The following is a 14,821-nucleotide window of genomic DNA, read 5'->3' as shown; positions in this document are numbered from 1 at the left end:
TGCCACAGGTCGCCGGGACTGTCACAGCCGGCGACAGCACAGGCGCCCGTGCTTTCAGTCGGTTCCGGAGCGGGTCACGGCGCCGGCGACGACCACCTCCAGGCAGTCGCGGAACAGGTCGTCGACGGTGCGGCCGGGGGCGAAGTATTCGGTGATGGCCGCGACGACGGTGGGGTGCTGCGCGGTGAAGGTCGCCATGTCGAAGTCCTGCAGCGCGGCGGCGTCGGGGCGGGGGGCCTGTTCCTCGAGGACGTGGCCGACGGTGAACCGTTCCACGGTCAGGACGATGACGCGGGCGCGGTGCAACGGGACGCCGCGGGCGACCAGGGTGCTCATCGCCAGTTCGGACAGTTCGGCCATCTTGCGCGACAGTTGCGCCGCCGACAAGACGCGCGCGCCGTCGGGGTGGGCGAGCAGGGCCCGGCGCAGGCGTTCGGCGAAGCCGGTGAGCCAGTCCTGCCAGGGCCGGTCCGGCTCCGGCGGGGCCGGGTCGCCGAACTCGCGGGCCAGGATCTCGTCGGCCAGCGCGGTGATCAGGGCCGCCTTGTTGGGCAGATGCCAGTACAGGGTCGGTTGTTGCACGCCGAGGCGGGCCGCGAGTTTGCGCAGCGTCACGCCCTCGAGTCCGTCGGCGTCCAGCAGGGTGATCGCCTCGGCGACGATCCGCTGTCGATCCAATGCCAAATTCCGCACCTCCCCCGGCAGTCTATCAGTGATAGAGTTTTCCCTATCACTGATAGGGACGCGGCGGCCGCGGTCGCCGCACGGCACAGGAGAACGGTTATGGCACAAGGACAGTCGATGACGGACCGGCTGCATCGGGCGACCCATCGCATTCCGGGGGTACCCGCGCACGTCGATCGGGGGCCGGGGCATCAGGGCACGGTCCGGCACGAGACGCGGCTGCCGGGCGAGCGGCGTCGGCATGCCGAGGGGCGGTGGAACCATTCGCCGGCGCGTCCGCCGCGTGTGCTCGCCGGGTGGCAGGCCCGGATCGCGGCATTCTTCGGGCGGGAGCTGTGAAGGCAGCCGTTCTGCACGAGCTCGGGGGTGTGCCCCGCTACGAGGACTTCCCGGATCCGGTGGCCGGCGAGGGGGAGGTGATCGTGACGGTGCGGGCGGTGGCCGTCGAGAATGTCGACCGGGCGATCGCGGCCGGAACCCATTATGCGAGTGCGACATTCACCGGGCAGCTGCCGATGATCCCGGCCTTCGACGGGGTGGGCACGTTACCGGACGGCACGCTGGTCGGCTTCGGCAATCCGCGCGCGCCCTACGGTGCGCTCGCCGAGCGGACCGTGGTGCCCGTCGGGGCGTACGCCACGATTGCCGACGGTATCGAGCCCACGATCGCGCCGGTGATCGCCTCGGCCTTCACCGGTATGTCGATCGTCACCGCCGCGGGGTTCACGGCCGGGGAGACGGTGCTGATCCAGGGGGCGACCGGGGTGGCCGGGCGGCTGGCGGTCCAGGTGGCCCGGTTGCTCGGCGCGGGCCGGATCGTGGCGACCGGCCGCGATCCGGGCAAGCTGGCGGCGCTGCGGGAACTGGGCGCCGACATCGTGATCGACACCGCGGTCCCCGACGACGAACTGGCGCAGGCGTTCACCGCGGCGCGCGGCGAGGGCTACGACGTGGTGCTGGACTATCTGTGGGGGCGGCCCACCGAGATCCTGTTGCGCACACTGGTTCCCGGGTCGTTCGCGTTCCCGCGGCCGACCCGGCTGGTGCAGGTGGGTGAGGCGGCGGGATCCGCGCTCACCGTCACCGCCGACAGCCTGCGCACCTCCGGTGTCGAGATCTACGGCGCGGCAAAGGGTCTGGACGCGGCGACGATGGGCACGGTGTACGAGCGGATCGTGGACTGGACGCGGTCGGGGCGGCTGGTCTTCGCGGTGGACGTGGTCCCGCTCAGCGATATCGAAACCGCTTGGCGGCGAACCACATCGAACAGCAGGAGGTTGATCGTGACGCCGTGAGCCGGTGTCAGAGGCCGTCCGCGCGGGCGGCGGCCAGCGCGATGCCGACGTAGCGGCCGGCCAGTTCGCGCGGCTCCAGCGGGCCGTCGGGCTGATACCAGCGGGCGATCGACTGGCACATGCCGAGCAGGGCCCGGGCCGTCTCGTCCGGATGGGGGGTGGCGAAGGTTCCGTCGGCGACGCCGGCGGTCAGCACGTCGCGCAGGACCGTCTCGATCTCCTTGCGGCGGGCGGCGTAACGCTTGCGATTGTCGGGGGACAGGTGGCGCAGTTCCTGGTCCAGCGCCGCCAGGCGGGTCCGGTGCGTCATGTGCAGGACCAGCGCCTCGATCACGTTCGCGAACTGTTCCCGGGGGCCGGCACCGGCCGCCGCGGCGGCGCGCACCCGCCCGGCGGCCTCACCGGTGCCCACCTCGAGCAGCGTGACGAACGCCCCCTCCTTGCTCTCGTGGTGGTAGTACAGCGAGGGCACGGTCAGCCCGACCCGGCGGGCGATGTCGCGGACCGTGGTGCCGTGGAAACCGTTCTCGTAGAACGCATCCAGCGCCGCGGTCAGCAACGGGGTCAATTCCAGCGGCTCGTACCGCCGCCAGTCGGCGACGGTCGGCGCGGGAGTTTCGTGCGGCGTCATCAATCACCGGACAGTAGCCGGAATTTAGCGAGCGTTAGATAGTTTGTGACCCATCTCTCGATCGCCACCGTACGCCTTGACCCTCCCGTTCTATCTAGCGATCGTTAGGGAACTGTCGGCGTGTTGCCGAACTCGAGGAGGAGTCCATGACCACCGCTGTCATCGTCGATGCCGTGCGCACGCCGTCCGGTAGAGGCAAGCCGGGCGGGCAGTTGTCCGGTATCCATCCCGCCGCGTTGCTGTCGCATGTGCTGACCGCGCTGGTCACGCGCACCGGCATCGATCCGGGCCTGGTGGACGACGTCATCGGCGGCTGCGTCGGGCAGGCCGGTGAGCAGGCGCTGAACATCGCCCGCAGCGCGGTGCTCGGCGCCGGATTCCCCGAGCACGTGCCGGCCACGACGGTCGACCGCCAGTGCGGTTCCAGCCAGCAGGCCGCCCATTTCGCCGCGCAGGGTGTCATCGCCGGCGCCTACGACGTCGCGATCGCCTGTGGTGTGGAGTCGATGAGCCGGGTGCCGATGGGCACCGCGTCGATGGGCCGCGACGCCGCCGGGCCGCTGGTCGCGTCCCGGTATCCGGAGGGCCTGGTCAATCAGGGCATCTCGGCGGAGTTGCTGGCCGCGCGCTGGAAGCTGGACCGCGAGACGCTCGACGAGTACTCCGCCCGCTCGCACGCGCGGGCCGCGAGCACCACTGCGGCCGGTGGTTTCGACGCCGAGATCGTGCCGGTCGAGGTGGACGGCGTCGCCCGCACGGTCGACGAGACGGTCCGCCCGAGCACCACCGCGGCGGGCCTGGCGGGGTTGCCGGCGTCGTTCCGGGATCCGGAGCTGGGCGAGCGGTTTCCCGAGATCGAGTGGCGGATCACTGCCGGGAACGCCTCCCCGCTCACCGACGGCGCCGCCGCGGTGCTGATCATGAGTGAGGAACGGGCCGCCGCGCTGGGTCTGCGCCCGCGGGCGCGGTTCCACACCTTCGCCGTGACCGGCAGCGATCCGATGCTGATGCTCGACGGCGTGATCCCCGCGACCCGCCGCGCGCTGGACCGTTCGGGCCTGTCGATCGCCGATATCGACGCCTACGAGGTGAACGAGGCGTTCGCGCCGGTGCCGCTGCTGTGGCAGCGCGAATTCGGCGCCGATCCGGAGCGGCTGAACCCGCGCGGTGGCGCGATCGCGCTGGGCCACCCGCTCGGCGCGTCCGGCGCCCGCCTGCTGACCACCCTGCTCAATCACCTCGAGGCCACCGGCGGCCGGTACGGGCTGCAAACCATGTGCGAGGGCGCGGGCATGTCCAACGCGACCGTCATCGAGCGGCTGTAGGTCCCGCGCCGGTGCGCCCCGCGCGGTCGCATCGGCGCCGGAAACATGTCGGTACCGTGTGCGATCCTTCGGGAAGTAGCACCACGGCCGGAGGAGATCGACATGGCCGACACCGAAGACCACCCCGAGGTCCGGCTGGTCACCCACTGCCGCCGCTGTCACGGCTGGCTCGTCTCGCCGGCCTCGGTCGCCGACGGCATCGGCCCGACCTGCGCGATGCGCGAACGGGCCGAACAACGCGCGGCCGCGCGCGCCGAGCTGACCCTGTTCGACATCGCCGCCTGAGTCGCTCGCCCGGGACCGCTTGCGGCGGTGCACGATCCCGCCACCGGTACGCCGGTTCCGCAATCCGGGGGTTGTTGGCATGCTGATGTCGTGCCACGGCGAATGTACGGGAACCCCGCGATCGAGCGGTGGCCCGGGAGTGCGGACGAGCGGGCGGCGCTGGCGGTACGCGCGGAGCGGGATCGGCTGGCGCGGGCGCGGAGGGACGCGGCGCTGGAGTGCGCGGATTTCCCGGCGGCCCGCGCGGCCGGATTCGAGGACGCGGCGGCCCGGCGGCTGGCCGCGCTCGACGCCGAAACATCCGGTGATCCGGCCGATCTCGCCGATCGGCTGAACGAGGAGAGTGTGGCGCCGCGGGCGGGTGCGGTCTGGGACGCGGGCGAGGCGATGCGGTGCATCGGCCTGCTGTGGCCGGCGGAGGGCCGCGGGCAGTGGCCGCGGCGGCTCGGCCGGTATCCCGGCTATCTCGGGCCGTTGCGCGAAAGGCCGGATTTCCGTTCGGCATTCGATGTGACCGGGCCGGGCCGGCACCAATACGGTTGCGGGCGTTGCGGAGCGCAGTGGCCCAGCGGCTGGCCGGGCACCGGCAGCGGTCTGCGGGATCTGCGCTGCCCGGACTGCCTGTGTCCCGGTGGCGCGGACACCGCCGCCGACACCGAGCACAGTGTCATCGATCTGCACTGGCTGTTGTTCCGGTACGCGCCGCGGCCGGTGGGGCCGTGCCCGGTGTGCGGCGATGAGCGCGAACTGGCGCCGCGCGGCTGGGCTCCCGGCACCACCCGCCGGGTACTGCACTGGACCTGCGCCCGCGGCGACGGGTATCGGCGGGACGACCATTTCACGGCCGCGATCGAACCCGCGCAGTGGGAGTCCGACGGTGCGCACCACGCCTACTGGCTGGCAGCGGACTCGCTGCGCCGCGCCGAAATCGCCGGTGAAGTGGTCGAATTACCGGTCGGCGCCACCTATCTCGCGCTCGACGGATCCGGCGAACGCTGGGTGTTCGAGGAGTCCGGCTGGCGGCGTTCGGCCTGAGGCCGGGGTGGATCGGGCAACGATGGGTCGAATCCCACTGGTGTGATGCACAATTGGAGCTGTTCGGAGTGCGCTGCGAAAAAGGCGCTCCGGGAGCCGAATTGCTGCACGCCGAAGGATGTTCGATGAGGTCCGTCACCAAGCTGTCCATGAGTGTTGTGGCGGTCGCCGCACTGCTGAGCGGATGCAAGCCGAGCACCACACCGGTGAGCGCGCCGGCGCCCGCCGCCGGGCCGAGTCAGCCCGGGCCGATGAGCGGCGCCGACGCACAGAAGATGCTGGCCACCTTGGTGATCAAGGGCAGTGCGCCGATGAGCGGCTACAGCCGCGACCAGTTCGGGCAGGCGTGGACCGACGACAACGACGCCCCCGGCGGCCACAACAAGTGCGACACCCGTGACGACATCCTGCGCCGGGATCTGTCCGACATCCAGCCGGTCACCGGCTGCCAGGTCCAGTCCGGCACCCTGCACGACGCCTACACCGGCAAGACCATCGCCTTCGCCCGCGGGCCGAAGAGTACCGTCGTGCAGATCGATCACATGGTGCCGCTCGGCGATGCCTGGCAGTCCGGCGCCCAGCAGCTGCCGCCGGACAAGCGCATCGATCTCGCCAACGATCCGCGCAATCTGCAGGCCGTCGACGGGCCGACCAACGAGTCCAAGGGCGACAGTGACGCCGCGACCTGGCTGCCGCCGCAGGCCGGGTACCGCTGCACGTATGTCGAGCGGCAGATCCAGGTGAAGTCGATCTACGGGCTGTGGGTGACCCAGGCCGAGCACGACGCGATGGCAGGGGTCCTGCAGGGCTGCTGATCGTCCGCGCGGACTCACCGGTGCTGGGAACACCGGCGTCCACAGCGTTTCCACAGCCGCGTGCGAAGATCGAGACGGTCGGCGACGGGGAGACGGCATGGCGGTGGCGACGGGGGGCGGCAACGGCGGCTCCGACGGGAAGAACGAGACCGGCGGGACGGTGTCCCCGCCGGCTGTCGGAACCGGTTCGGGCGCACCCCTGTACGTCGATCCGAGTGAGCTGGAGACCCCGACCCGGGCGATCGCGGCAGCCGGTACCCACCTCGGCGATCTGCGCACCCAGCTGGCGATGATGCTGCCGGTGTGGGGTCTGCTCGGATTCGTGTTCCCCGGTTCGGATCAGGGCACGTTCGGCGACTCGACCGTCGAATCCGCCTGGCGCTCTTATCACACGGCGTGGCTGGCGGAGACCGGCGTCTCGGCGGCGGCGGTCACCGAGGCGGCAAAGCTGGTGTCCGACAGCAACACCGCGTACCGGGCCGGTGACGAGGCCGGCGGCCGGGTCGTCGGCGGGACGATCGGGCCCACCCGCTGAGCGGGGCGGGGACCCATGGCCGAGGCGACCCCGACGTCACCGACGGCCAAGGCCCTGCATTCGATCCTGTCGATCCTGGACGAGTTGCGCGCGAATCTCTGGATGCTGGACTGGTTTCCGGACCTCGGCCGGGAGGCGATCGGTGCGGCCCTGCGGCCACCGGGACCCGGCGGTGATCCTGCGCAGGTCGCCGACCTGGCGAGCCGGTACCACAAGGCGGAACGGACGACCGCCGGTGCGGCCGAGGATCTTTCGGCGGTCTCGACCTCGTCGCTGCCCGCCGCGTGGCGCGGCGGCGCCGGGGAGACGGCGGCGCAGGCGATCTCGGCGCTGGGCGGGCAGATGACCGAGGCGATCGGTTCCTATCATTCCGGCGCGGGTGCGCTGAGTACGTTCGCGGTGAAGCTGACCGCCGCGCAGAACCGGGATGCGGCCGGGGTGTCCACGTTGCAGGCGGCGTCGCGGCAGGCGACGGCGGGGTCGGTGTCCAAGCAGCAGTGGGTGAAGATCCTCGCCGACGCCGCGACCGGGTGCCACGGTCGCCTGACCGCCCGGCTGCTGCGCGACGGCGCCGCCGACGATCTGACGACCCTGTTGAACCAGTTGGCCGCGGACGCGCGGGCCCACACCGTCCGGGCGCCCGGTGTCGATCCGCTGACGGCGGTCGTGTTGTCCTATACCGGCGATTACGGTCCCTCCGCGGATGCCCTGTCCCAATTGCTCACGCCCGCACAGTTACAGCGCGCCTCGCAACTGCTCGGCGGGATGTCGGCGGGAGACCGGGCGGCGTTCGAGGCCATGCTCGCCGCCGCCGGATCCCCGCAGGAGGCCGCGTATCTGTGGAAGTCGCTGGCGGCGGGATATTCGCTGAAACAGATCCAGCAGTTCGACACCGTGATCCATCCGCACGGGAAGGATCTCGGCTGGCTGTCGGATCATCTGAATCCCCATCTCGACGATCCGAACACGACCCCGGGCCCGGACGGCAAATACACCCCCGGCTACCTGGGGCAGACGCATACGACGACACCGGATCACGACAAGCCGGGCTACGTGTACGACTGGGAGTTCTACAACCAGCAGGATGTCGGCGACTGTGTGGCGGCGTCCACGGTGATGGCGCGGGCGCGCAACGATCCGGTCTACATGCTGAGCCTGACCACCGGGCAGGGGCCGCTGGGCGGTTCGCATCCCGGCGACGATCGGCCGGGTACGGTCGCGCAGCGGGTGCAGGACGCGTACCGGGGCAATTTCGCGGCCTCGGGTACGGATCCGGCCCAGAATGCCAAGGTGTTGCTGAATACGACCACCGGCAGCACCTATACGACCGTCTCGACGAATTCGGTGACCGATCGGCAGTCGGTGCTGCCGCGGGTGGAAGCGGCGCTGAATCAGGGCAAACCCGTGCCGGTGGATGTGGTCGGCCCGAAGGGGGACGCGCATCAGATGATGATTCTCGCCGCGCAGGGCGACAAACTGGAGATCTACAATCCGTGGGGTTTCACGGAATGGGTGACCAAGGAGCAGTTCGTGGACGGGCAACTCGGTGATCTGACCGGTAAATCACCCACCGATGGGCTGCCCACCGCGTATCAGGTCCTGTTGCCGCAATGACGTCGATACCGGAACGCCCCGACGAGGATCTGTGGGAGCTCGATGTCGAGGCCGCGGTGCGCGCGGGGCTCGGTGACGACGAGCCCGCCCGGGAGTTCCTGTTCGGCGATGCGGCGATCGCGGCGGCCCGGGACGCGGAGGATTTCGGCGTCGGCCCGTATCCGATGGTGTTCCTGTCGGCCTGCGTGCGCAGTATGGGAATCGTTGCCGCACTGCGGTTGCCGGAACCGGTGATCGGGGACGAGGCGGTCGTGGCGGTGCGGGGCTGGATGAGTGCCGCGCACGCCGCCGCCGGCCCGGATCTGAACCGGGAGATGCGATTCGCGCAATGGCTGGAGGCGGTCGGCATGCTGATGGCCGCCCGGCGGTCGGCCCGCGACACCGGCGGTGCGGCCGCGGATCGCGGTGCCGGCCCGCCGGGAGACTGAACCGGATTACAGCGGATGCCCGGTGCCGCGCACGGTCCAGGCGCCGCCGCGGTGGTGCAGGGTGGTGGCGCTCAACGGCGGGATGTCCAACCGCCAGAACGACTTCGGGGGAGAGTCCAGCGCGGTCAGGACGGTGGCCCGGACGATCGCGGGATGGGTGACGGCGACGACGCGCCGCGGTTCCCGGGCCGTCCGGTCGAGCCAGTCGCGGACCCGGGCGATCAGATCGACGAGGGATTCGCCGCCGTGGCCGTGGAATTCGGGTTCGGTGAGCCAGGCGGTGAGGTCCGCGGCCGGGATCGAGTCCATTCCAGCACCGGCCCATCGGCCGCAGTCCAGGTCGGCCAGCGCGGGATCGATGTCACCCGGAAGATCCAGTGCGGCAGCGGTTTCCGTCACCCGAGCCTCCGGCCCCAGCGTGACCAGCTCGGGCCGTGTGGTGTCGGGCAGGCCCTCGGACCGTTCGACGCTGCGGTGCCCGAGCGCGTTGAGCGGTTCGTCCGCGGGGAACCGTGCGGCCTGGACCGCGTCGGTGATCGCGTGGGTGATCAGGGTCAGCCGGGTGATCGCACTCATACCCTCTCCGTCCGGTCGTGGTGAACGCACCACCGGCGCCCGGCGGTACCGGATGCGGACCGATCCCGCGAAACCGCCGCCCCACCATACGGAACCGGCCGGACCCGGCCGCGTCGGGGGTGACTCAGAAGCGGGTGGCGTGGTAGCCGCCGACGGAGGACAGCGTGATCACCTTGACGTGGTCGCCGGTGTGCGGCGCCTCGACGACCTGGCCGTTGCCGACGTAGATCATGACGTGGCCGGGACCGCCGGCCTCGTTGAATTGCGCGTCCGGGAAGATCAGGTCGCCCGGTTGCAGATCGGCGGGGCTGACCGGGTGGTTCCTCGTCGCGTAGTACTGTTCGGACGCCGTGCGCGGCATGTTCTTGATGCCGGCCTGCTGGGCCGAGTACTGGACCAGGCCGGAGCAGTCGAAGGCGTTGGGGCCCTCGGCGCCGTACACGTACGGGTCGCCGGCCTGTTTGAGCGCGGTGTCGAGGAACTTCTTCTTGGTGGAGTCGGTGACGCCACCGATCAGGCCCTGGATCTGCGAATCCGACAGCGGGGTCGTGTAGGTCGGGGTGGCGCCGGCGCCGGCGCCCCCGTCGCCACCGTGGTAGCTGGTCTGGACGACCGGTGGCTGGGTGCCGTCGACCTGGCCGGCGTGGCGCTGGATCTGGGTGGCCGCGTCCTGCATGTCGGTGTAGACGTCGTCCACGGCCTTGAAGCAGGCGTGGATGATCGGGCCCTCGTCCTTGTAGGAGATCGGGGTGGGCAGGCTCGTGGGGATGGCCGCGCGCAGGTCGCCGATCGATCCGTCGATGTTCTTGCAGGCGTTGCCCGCGATGCCGGCGACGTCGGACACCTGCCCGCCCACGCCCTTGTCGTAGCGGACCAGATCGGAGTTCACGTTCTCGACGTGTTTGACATTCTGGTTGTACACCGTCGACAGCTGGGAGGTGTCGGTGTTGTCGGCGAGGTTCTTGTAGTTGCCCTTGTCGTGCTCGCTGGTGGCCGGATTGGTGATCAGGTCGGAGAAGTCGGGGGCGGCCGAGGGGTCACCGGATCCGAGCAGATCCAGGCACCAGGTGATGTAGCTGCGGACGGCGATCACCAGTTGGGTGAGGCCCGTGGAGGCGTTCGCGGGGGCGCTCAGATCGGCGGCATCGCGTTTGGCTTGGTTGATGTCCGTGGTCGCCATCGACTTCCCGCACCTGCCTCCCATCCGATTCCCGGCTACGGATGACTATGAGGCATTCCCACCGGTGGCGGTATCCGGAATCGGTTCGGGGGTGAGGCATTCGAGGAAGGTGCGCACCAGCGGGCGGGTCTCGTCGGCGCGCCAGACCGCGCACAGTTCGACCGTCGGCACCGGATCGTCGAGGGTCAGCGCCGCGGTGGGCGCGTAACCTCCGGCGGCCGTGGCGAATCCGGCGCGCAGCGCGGAGGCGAACCCGATCAGCGGCTGCACCGACACCAGGATCGCGGTCGCATTCGAATCGTCTTGCCAGTGCGCCACATTCAAGGTGATGCCGCTGCGGCCGGCGGCGTCGAACAGCGCGTCGTACATCGCCGGGCTCTGCTCCCGCCGGAACAGTACGCAGGGCTGATCGGCCAACTCGCGGAACGACATTCGGGCCCGTGCCGCCCAGCGGTGGCCGGGCCCGACGATCGCGACCAGCGGGATCCGCAGCAGTGGGCGGCAGCGGTGTTCGGCGAGGGCGGGGCGGCCGTAGACGAAGGCGACGTCGAGTTCGCCGGTGGACAGGGCGGCCAGTTGCGGGCCGGTGCGCTGTTCCACGAGATTCACCTGTGCGGCGGGGGCGACGGTGGTCATGTGGGCCAGCGCGGCGGGCAGGATGCGTTGTCCCGCAGCGAAGTTGTAGCCGACGCGCAGGGTCCCGGCGTAGCCCGCGGCGGCGGCGCGCACCGCGGCGCGGGCCTCCTCGGCCTGGGCGAGCAACACACGAGCGTGGTCGCGCAGCGCCTCGCCGGCGGCGGTGAGGCGGACCTGATGGGAGGTGCGGTCCACCAGCCGCGCACCGAGATTGCGTTCCAGGCGTTGCAGTTGCTGGCTCAGCGAGGGCTGGGCCAGGTGCAGCCGCGCGGCGGCGCGGCCGAAATGCAATTCCTCCGCGACCGCGAGAAACGATTCCAGCAGCCTGAGTTCCACCGTCGGCTCCCGCCGGTCGTGAGTCGGGTCGGGGTCAGCCTATCGGCGCGCGGGGGACCGGCGATGAACCCGTGCTCGCATTCCGGTCACGACCGCGGGTACGGTGACGCGGGGCCGGACCGAGGCGGTGGAGGGCGACATGTGGAAGATCTGTGCCACCTGCGCGGTGGAACACGATGCGGCGGCGGAGATCTGCCGGATCTGCGCGGACGAGCGGCAGTGGGTGCCGGCGGCGGGGCAGCGGTGGATCGAGCCGGCGGAGTTGCTCGCCTCGGGCCGCAGTGCCGCGGTCCGGGAGCTGGAGCCGGATCTGTTCGGGCTGACGGTGACCCCGAAGGTGGGGATCGGCCAGCAGTCGCATCTGATCCGCACGCCGGCGGGCATCGTGTTGTGGGATGTCGTCGGTTATGTCGACGAGGCGGCGGTGGCGACGGTGCGCGAACTCGGTGAGGTGGTGGCGATCGTGGCCAGCCATCCGCACCACTACGGGACGCAGGTGCAGTGGAGCCGGTCGCTCGGCGGCGTGCCGGTGTTCGCCGCGGCCGCCGACCTGGAGTGGGTGGCCCGCCCCGATCCGGTGATCCAGCCGTGGCGCGATCGGCTGGAGCCGGTGCCGGGGGTGACGATCCGGCAGGTGGGCGGGCATTTCCCGGGCAGTGCCGTGGCGCACTGGGCCGCGGGCGCGGGTGGTGCGGGGGTGTTGTTCAGCGCGGATACCGTGCAGGCCAATCCGGATCGGACATCGGTGGCGTTCATGCGCAGCTATCCGAACCGGATCCCGTTGTCGGCGGCGGTGGTCGAGCGGGTGGCCGGTGTGGTGTCGGAATTCGCCTTCGACCGGGTCTACGACAATTTCGGCAACACGGTCGACGGCGATGCCCGCGCGGTGATCCGCGGCTCCGCGGACCGCTACATCCGCTGGGTCCGCGGCGATTTCGATCATCTGACCTGAACGGCTACCCGGTCGTGGTGGCGGCCGGTGTGCGGGCGGCGACGTAGGCGTTCACGTATTCGATCGCCTTGCCGTGCAGGTGCCGCAGCAGGATCTCCTGGTCGTTGAGCGGGAATTCGGTGATCACGCGGGAGGCGAGCATGGACTGGGTGGCTTCGAGGGTGTTGCAGTCCTGGAGGCCGAATTCCTTGAACGTCAGAGTCGCCAGTTCCTGGCGCAGCCGGTCGGTGGCGGTCCGCGCGGGGGCGAAATAGCAGGTGCCCTCGAAGATGTGGGTGTCGGGGCCGGTGGGCCAGTAGTGGTAGGTCAGGTACCAGCCCGGCGCCCACACCACGATCATGAAATTCGGGAAGAAGATGTAGGAGTCCAGGCCCCACGCGGGATGCCCGGAGGGGTTCAGGCCCGGCGGCAGGTTGTCCAGGGCGGGGATGTCGGGGCGGTCCCAGGCGCCGAAATTGCCGCTGCGCAGGGCTCTTTCGATCGGCTTGACCATGTTCAGGTCCTTCGGCGGGGCCATACCGCCCCAGGAGGAGACCATGCCGTGCGGGCCGTCGAGTTCATAGTGCAGCGCCTCGAAACCGTAACCCTGCAATTTCGACGATTCGCCGGAGACGTATTGTTTCGCGTGCAGGATCGGCGCGTGGTAGAACTCGGCGAACGCGTCGATGTAGAGCTTCCAGTTGCTGCCGACCTCGGCGCGGTATTTGTAGACCTCGGTCATCTCGCCGAAGGGGTAACCCTCGAGGCCCTTGGCCAGGGTGCCGAGATAGTCGTTCAGCGGTGCGGCGTCGTCGTCGAGGTTGACGAACACGAATCCCTCCCACACCTCGCAGCGCACGGATTTCAGGCCGTGGGTGCTCTTGTCGAGGTCGAAGAATTCCTGTTCCTGCTGGACGAAGGTGAGTTCACCGTCGAGGCCGTAACGCCAGGCATGGTATTTGCAGGTGAATTGCCGGCAGGTACCGGACACTTCCTCGCCGGGGTAGTCGTTCCAGACCAGTTTGTTGCCGCGGTGGCGGCAGATGTTGTAGAAGGCGCGGATCTCGTCCTGCGCGTCGCGCACGATCAGCAGGGAGGCGGCCACGACGGCCAGTTCCCGGGTGAAGTAGCTGCCCTTGCGCGGAAGTTGTTCCACGCGGCCGACATTGAGCCAGGTGCGGGCGAAGATCGCCTCTTGTTCGTGGGCGTAGTGCTCCGGCGAGATCGAATCCTCGAACGACATCGGGCCGGTGCCCAGGTGCGGATAGTGCTGCGTCCACGACCCCTCCGCGGGCTTCGCGAAATGTGGCATCCCGTGTCCTTTCCACTGCCGCCGGCTGCTGCGGCGGGCGCGTCACAACTATCCGTGACACTAGCCGTTCGGCAAGTAAATTACTAGCCGATCGTAAAGTAGAGATACGCCGGTCGACCAGTAGGATGCGGGCATGACGACCGCCGCGCGCCCGACCGCCTGGGACAACGACTCCCGTCAGCGCTTCCTCGAGGCCGCCGTGGCGCTGTTCGTACGGCACAGCTTCGCCGGCACCTCGCTGCAGATGGTCGCCGACGATCTCGGTGTCACCAAGGCCGCGGTCTACTACCACTTCCGCACCCGGGACCAGTTGCTGGTGGCGGTGATGGAGCCGATGCTGACCCGGTTGCGGGAGGTGATCCGGGCCGCGGAACAGCAGCGCACCGCGCGGGCGCGCGCGGAGTCGATGCTGACCGGTTATGCGGCGCTGGTGGCGGCCAGCCGCTCGACGTCGTCGGTGCTGACCACCGATCCCAGTGTGTTGCGGGTGCTGCGCCACCATCCGGAGTGGAGCGAGGTCATCGCCCGTCCCCCGGCCCTGTTGTCCGAAGCCGATCCCGGCCCGCTGGGCCTGGTGCACGCCACCACGGTGCTGACCGGCCTGGCCGGTGCGGCCTCCGGCGCGCCCGCCGATCTGGACGACGACACCCTCGCCGCCGCGCTGCTCGACACCGGCCGGCGCATCCTGGGACTGCGCGCGCCCCGGCGTCCCGGCGTCTGATCCGCCGTCGCGGGCCGGGCCGGATGCGTTGTGGGCCGGGTCATTTCACGACGGCGCGGGCTCCGGCGGCTTCGAGTTTCGACTTGCCGGCCTCGGCGGCGTCGCGGTCGACGCGTTCCAGGATCGGTTTGGGGACCGCTTCGACGAGGTCCTTGGCCTCCTTGAGGCCGAGGCCGGTGATCATCTCGCGGACCGCCTTGATCACCTGGATCTTCTTGTCCCCGAACGATTCCAGGATCAGGTCGAATTCGTCCTGTTCCTCGGGGGCGTCGGCGGGGGCCGGCGCGGCGAGCGCGGCGGGCACGGCCGCGGCGGCCGCGGTGACGCCGAACTGTTCCTCGAACGCCTTGACGAACTCCGCGAGTTCCAGCAGCGTCATATCTTTGAAGACATCGAGCAGTTCCTCGATGGACATCTTGGCCATGGTGTCCCCTTGCGCAACCGACCAGGCGATATATCCATGATAGGGATCACTTCGGCGG

The 14,821-nt window shown here is 70.0% G+C and carries 18 protein-coding genes; 11 read left to right on the top strand and 7 right to left on the bottom strand.

The features are described 5' to 3' along the window. Positions 1-54 precede the first annotated feature (54 nt). Complete coding sequence (locus G361_RS0105325; protein WP_019926023.1) at positions 55-693, bottom strand: TetR/AcrR family transcriptional regulator C-terminal domain-containing protein; 639 nt, start codon at positions 691-693, stop codon at positions 55-57. Between the two features lie 108 nt (positions 694-801). On the opposite strand from G361_RS0105325, the gene G361_RS0105320 reads away from it, so the two are divergent. Together G361_RS0105320 and G361_RS0105315 are read left to right on the top strand one after the other, a co-directional pair. Beyond that, a complete protein-coding gene (locus G361_RS0105320; RefSeq protein ID WP_019926022.1) occupies positions 802-1,023 on the top strand; it encodes a hypothetical protein in 222 nt (73 codons plus the stop codon). Beyond that, positions 1,020-1,979, top strand: a complete 960-nt coding sequence (locus tag G361_RS0105315) for a zinc-binding alcohol dehydrogenase family protein (protein WP_019926021.1) — start codon at positions 1,020-1,022, stop codon at positions 1,977-1,979. Before G361_RS0105320 ends, G361_RS0105315 begins: the two co-directional genes overlap by 4 nt. A 7-nt stretch (positions 1,980-1,986) precedes the next feature. On the opposite strand, the gene G361_RS0105310 is transcribed toward G361_RS0105315, so the two are convergent. Further along, on the bottom strand, positions 1,987-2,610 hold the full coding sequence (locus G361_RS0105310; protein WP_019926020.1) for a TetR/AcrR family transcriptional regulator: 624 nt from the start codon (positions 2,608-2,610) through the stop codon (positions 1,987-1,989). 146 nt (positions 2,611-2,756) lie between these two features. On the opposite strand from G361_RS0105310, the gene G361_RS0105305 reads away from it, so the two are divergent. From G361_RS0105305 to G361_RS0105275, 7 genes are all read left to right on the top strand, one after another. After that, positions 2,757-3,935 (top strand): thiolase family protein, encoded by a 1,179-nt coding sequence (locus tag G361_RS0105305; RefSeq protein ID WP_019926019.1) that lies wholly within the window; start codon positions 2,757-2,759, stop codon positions 3,933-3,935. Between the two features lie 102 nt (positions 3,936-4,037). After that, entirely contained in the window at positions 4,038-4,220 is a 183-nt protein-coding gene (locus G361_RS0105300; RefSeq protein WP_019926018.1) for a DUF6011 domain-containing protein, read from the top strand. 90 nt (positions 4,221-4,310) lie between these two features. Then, the gene (locus tag G361_RS0105295; protein WP_231386786.1) at positions 4,311-5,255 is read left to right on the top strand and encodes a hypothetical protein; all 945 of its coding nucleotides are present in this window, start codon (positions 4,311-4,313) and stop codon (positions 5,253-5,255) included. 125 nt (positions 5,256-5,380) lie between these two features. Beyond that, the gene (locus G361_RS0105290; RefSeq protein WP_026342722.1) at positions 5,381-6,070 is read left to right on the top strand and encodes an HNH endonuclease family protein; all 690 of its coding nucleotides are present in this window, start codon (positions 5,381-5,383) and stop codon (positions 6,068-6,070) included. Between the two features lie 97 nt (positions 6,071-6,167). Further along, a complete protein-coding gene (locus G361_RS0105285; protein WP_019926015.1) occupies positions 6,168-6,605 on the top strand; it encodes a hypothetical protein in 438 nt (145 codons plus the stop codon). 15 nt (positions 6,606-6,620) lie between these two features. Beyond that, positions 6,621-8,219: a hypothetical protein gene (locus G361_RS0105280; RefSeq protein ID WP_019926014.1), complete on the top strand. Its 1,599-nt coding sequence runs from the start codon at positions 6,621-6,623 to the stop codon at positions 8,217-8,219. After that, the gene (locus G361_RS0105275) at positions 8,216-8,647 is read left to right on the top strand and encodes a hypothetical protein (protein ID WP_019926013.1); all 432 of its coding nucleotides are present in this window, start codon (positions 8,216-8,218) and stop codon (positions 8,645-8,647) included. Before G361_RS0105280 ends, G361_RS0105275 begins: the two co-directional genes overlap by 4 nt. Positions 8,648-8,653: 6 nt before the next feature. Here the strand turns inward: G361_RS0105275 and G361_RS0105270 are convergent, their stop codons facing one another. The 3 genes from G361_RS0105270 to G361_RS42380 form a co-directional block, all read right to left on the bottom strand. Beyond that, complete coding sequence (locus tag G361_RS0105270; protein ID WP_019926012.1) at positions 8,654-9,223, bottom strand: histidine phosphatase family protein; 570 nt, start codon at positions 9,221-9,223, stop codon at positions 8,654-8,656. A gap of 124 nt (positions 9,224-9,347) precedes the next feature. Next, positions 9,348-10,403 (bottom strand): C40 family peptidase, encoded by a 1,056-nt coding sequence (locus G361_RS46660; protein WP_019926011.1) that lies wholly within the window; start codon positions 10,401-10,403, stop codon positions 9,348-9,350. Positions 10,404-10,448: 45 nt separating this feature from the next. Further along, on the bottom strand, positions 10,449-11,375 hold the full coding sequence (locus tag G361_RS42380) for a LysR family transcriptional regulator (RefSeq protein ID WP_019926010.1): 927 nt from the start codon (positions 11,373-11,375) through the stop codon (positions 10,449-10,451). Positions 11,376-11,514: 139 nt separating this feature from the next. Here G361_RS42380 and G361_RS0105255 point away from each other — a divergent pair, with 139 nt between their 5' ends. Next, a complete protein-coding gene (locus tag G361_RS0105255) occupies positions 11,515-12,327 on the top strand; it encodes an MBL fold metallo-hydrolase (protein WP_026342721.1) in 813 nt (270 codons plus the stop codon). Between the two features lie 4 nt (positions 12,328-12,331). Here G361_RS0105255 and G361_RS0105250 read toward each other — a convergent pair whose 3' ends face one another. Beyond that, entirely contained in the window at positions 12,332-13,618 is a 1,287-nt protein-coding gene (locus G361_RS0105250) for an aromatic ring-hydroxylating dioxygenase subunit alpha (protein WP_019926008.1), read from the bottom strand. Between the two features lie 133 nt (positions 13,619-13,751). Here G361_RS0105250 and G361_RS0105245 point away from each other — a divergent pair, with 133 nt between their 5' ends. Then, on the top strand, positions 13,752-14,339 hold the full coding sequence (locus tag G361_RS0105245) for a TetR/AcrR family transcriptional regulator (protein ID WP_019926007.1): 588 nt from the start codon (positions 13,752-13,754) through the stop codon (positions 14,337-14,339). A gap of 40 nt (positions 14,340-14,379) precedes the next feature. On the opposite strand, the gene rplL is transcribed toward G361_RS0105245, so the two are convergent. After that, the gene (gene rplL / locus G361_RS0105240) at positions 14,380-14,763 is read right to left on the bottom strand and encodes a 50S ribosomal protein L7/L12 (protein WP_019926006.1); all 384 of its coding nucleotides are present in this window, start codon (positions 14,761-14,763) and stop codon (positions 14,380-14,382) included. Positions 14,764-14,821 lie beyond the last annotated feature (58 nt).

The sequence above is a fragment of the Nocardia sp. BMG111209 genome (genome assembly GCF_000381925.1).
Classification (GTDB): Bacteria; Actinomycetota; Actinomycetes; order Mycobacteriales; family Mycobacteriaceae; genus Nocardia.
Note: the sequence above shows the minus strand (reverse complement) of the source record. Positions and strands in the feature narration are given on the sequence as shown.

Excerpts from the sequence above, each read along its gene's own strand:
- G361_RS0105320 (WP_019926022.1), top strand. The coding sequence starts at position 802 with ATGACGGACCGGCTGCATCGGGCGACCCATCGCATTCCGGGGGTACCC.
- G361_RS0105310 (WP_019926020.1), bottom strand. The coding sequence starts at position 2,610 with ATGACGCCGCACGAAACTCCCGCGCCGACCGTCGCCGACTGGCGGCGG.
- G361_RS0105305 (WP_019926019.1), top strand. The coding sequence starts at position 2,757 with ATGACCACCGCTGTCATCGTCGATGCCGTGCGCACGCCGTCCGGTAGA.
- G361_RS0105300 (WP_019926018.1), top strand. The coding sequence starts at position 4,038 with ATGGCCGACACCGAAGACCACCCCGAGGTCCGGCTGGTCACCCACTGC.
- G361_RS0105290 (WP_026342722.1), top strand. The coding sequence starts at position 5,381 with ATGAGGTCCGTCACCAAGCTGTCCATGAGTGTTGTGGCGGTCGCCGCA.
- G361_RS0105285 (WP_019926015.1), top strand. The coding sequence starts at position 6,168 with ATGGCGGTGGCGACGGGGGGCGGCAACGGCGGCTCCGACGGGAAGAAC.
- G361_RS0105280 (WP_019926014.1), top strand. The coding sequence starts at position 6,621 with ATGGCCGAGGCGACCCCGACGTCACCGACGGCCAAGGCCCTGCATTCG.
- G361_RS0105275 (WP_019926013.1), top strand. The coding sequence starts at position 8,216 with ATGACGTCGATACCGGAACGCCCCGACGAGGATCTGTGGGAGCTCGAT.
- G361_RS0105270 (WP_019926012.1), bottom strand. The coding sequence starts at position 9,223 with ATGAGTGCGATCACCCGGCTGACCCTGATCACCCACGCGATCACCGAC.
- G361_RS46660 (WP_019926011.1), bottom strand. The coding sequence starts at position 10,403 with ATGGCGACCACGGACATCAACCAAGCCAAACGCGATGCCGCCGATCTG.
- G361_RS0105255 (WP_026342721.1), top strand. The coding sequence starts at position 11,515 with ATGTGGAAGATCTGTGCCACCTGCGCGGTGGAACACGATGCGGCGGCG.
- G361_RS0105250 (WP_019926008.1), bottom strand. The coding sequence starts at position 13,618 with ATGCCACATTTCGCGAAGCCCGCGGAGGGGTCGTGGACGCAGCACTAT.
- G361_RS0105245 (WP_019926007.1), top strand. The coding sequence starts at position 13,752 with ATGACGACCGCCGCGCGCCCGACCGCCTGGGACAACGACTCCCGTCAG.
- rplL (WP_019926006.1), bottom strand. The coding sequence starts at position 14,763 with ATGGCCAAGATGTCCATCGAGGAACTGCTCGATGTCTTCAAAGATATG.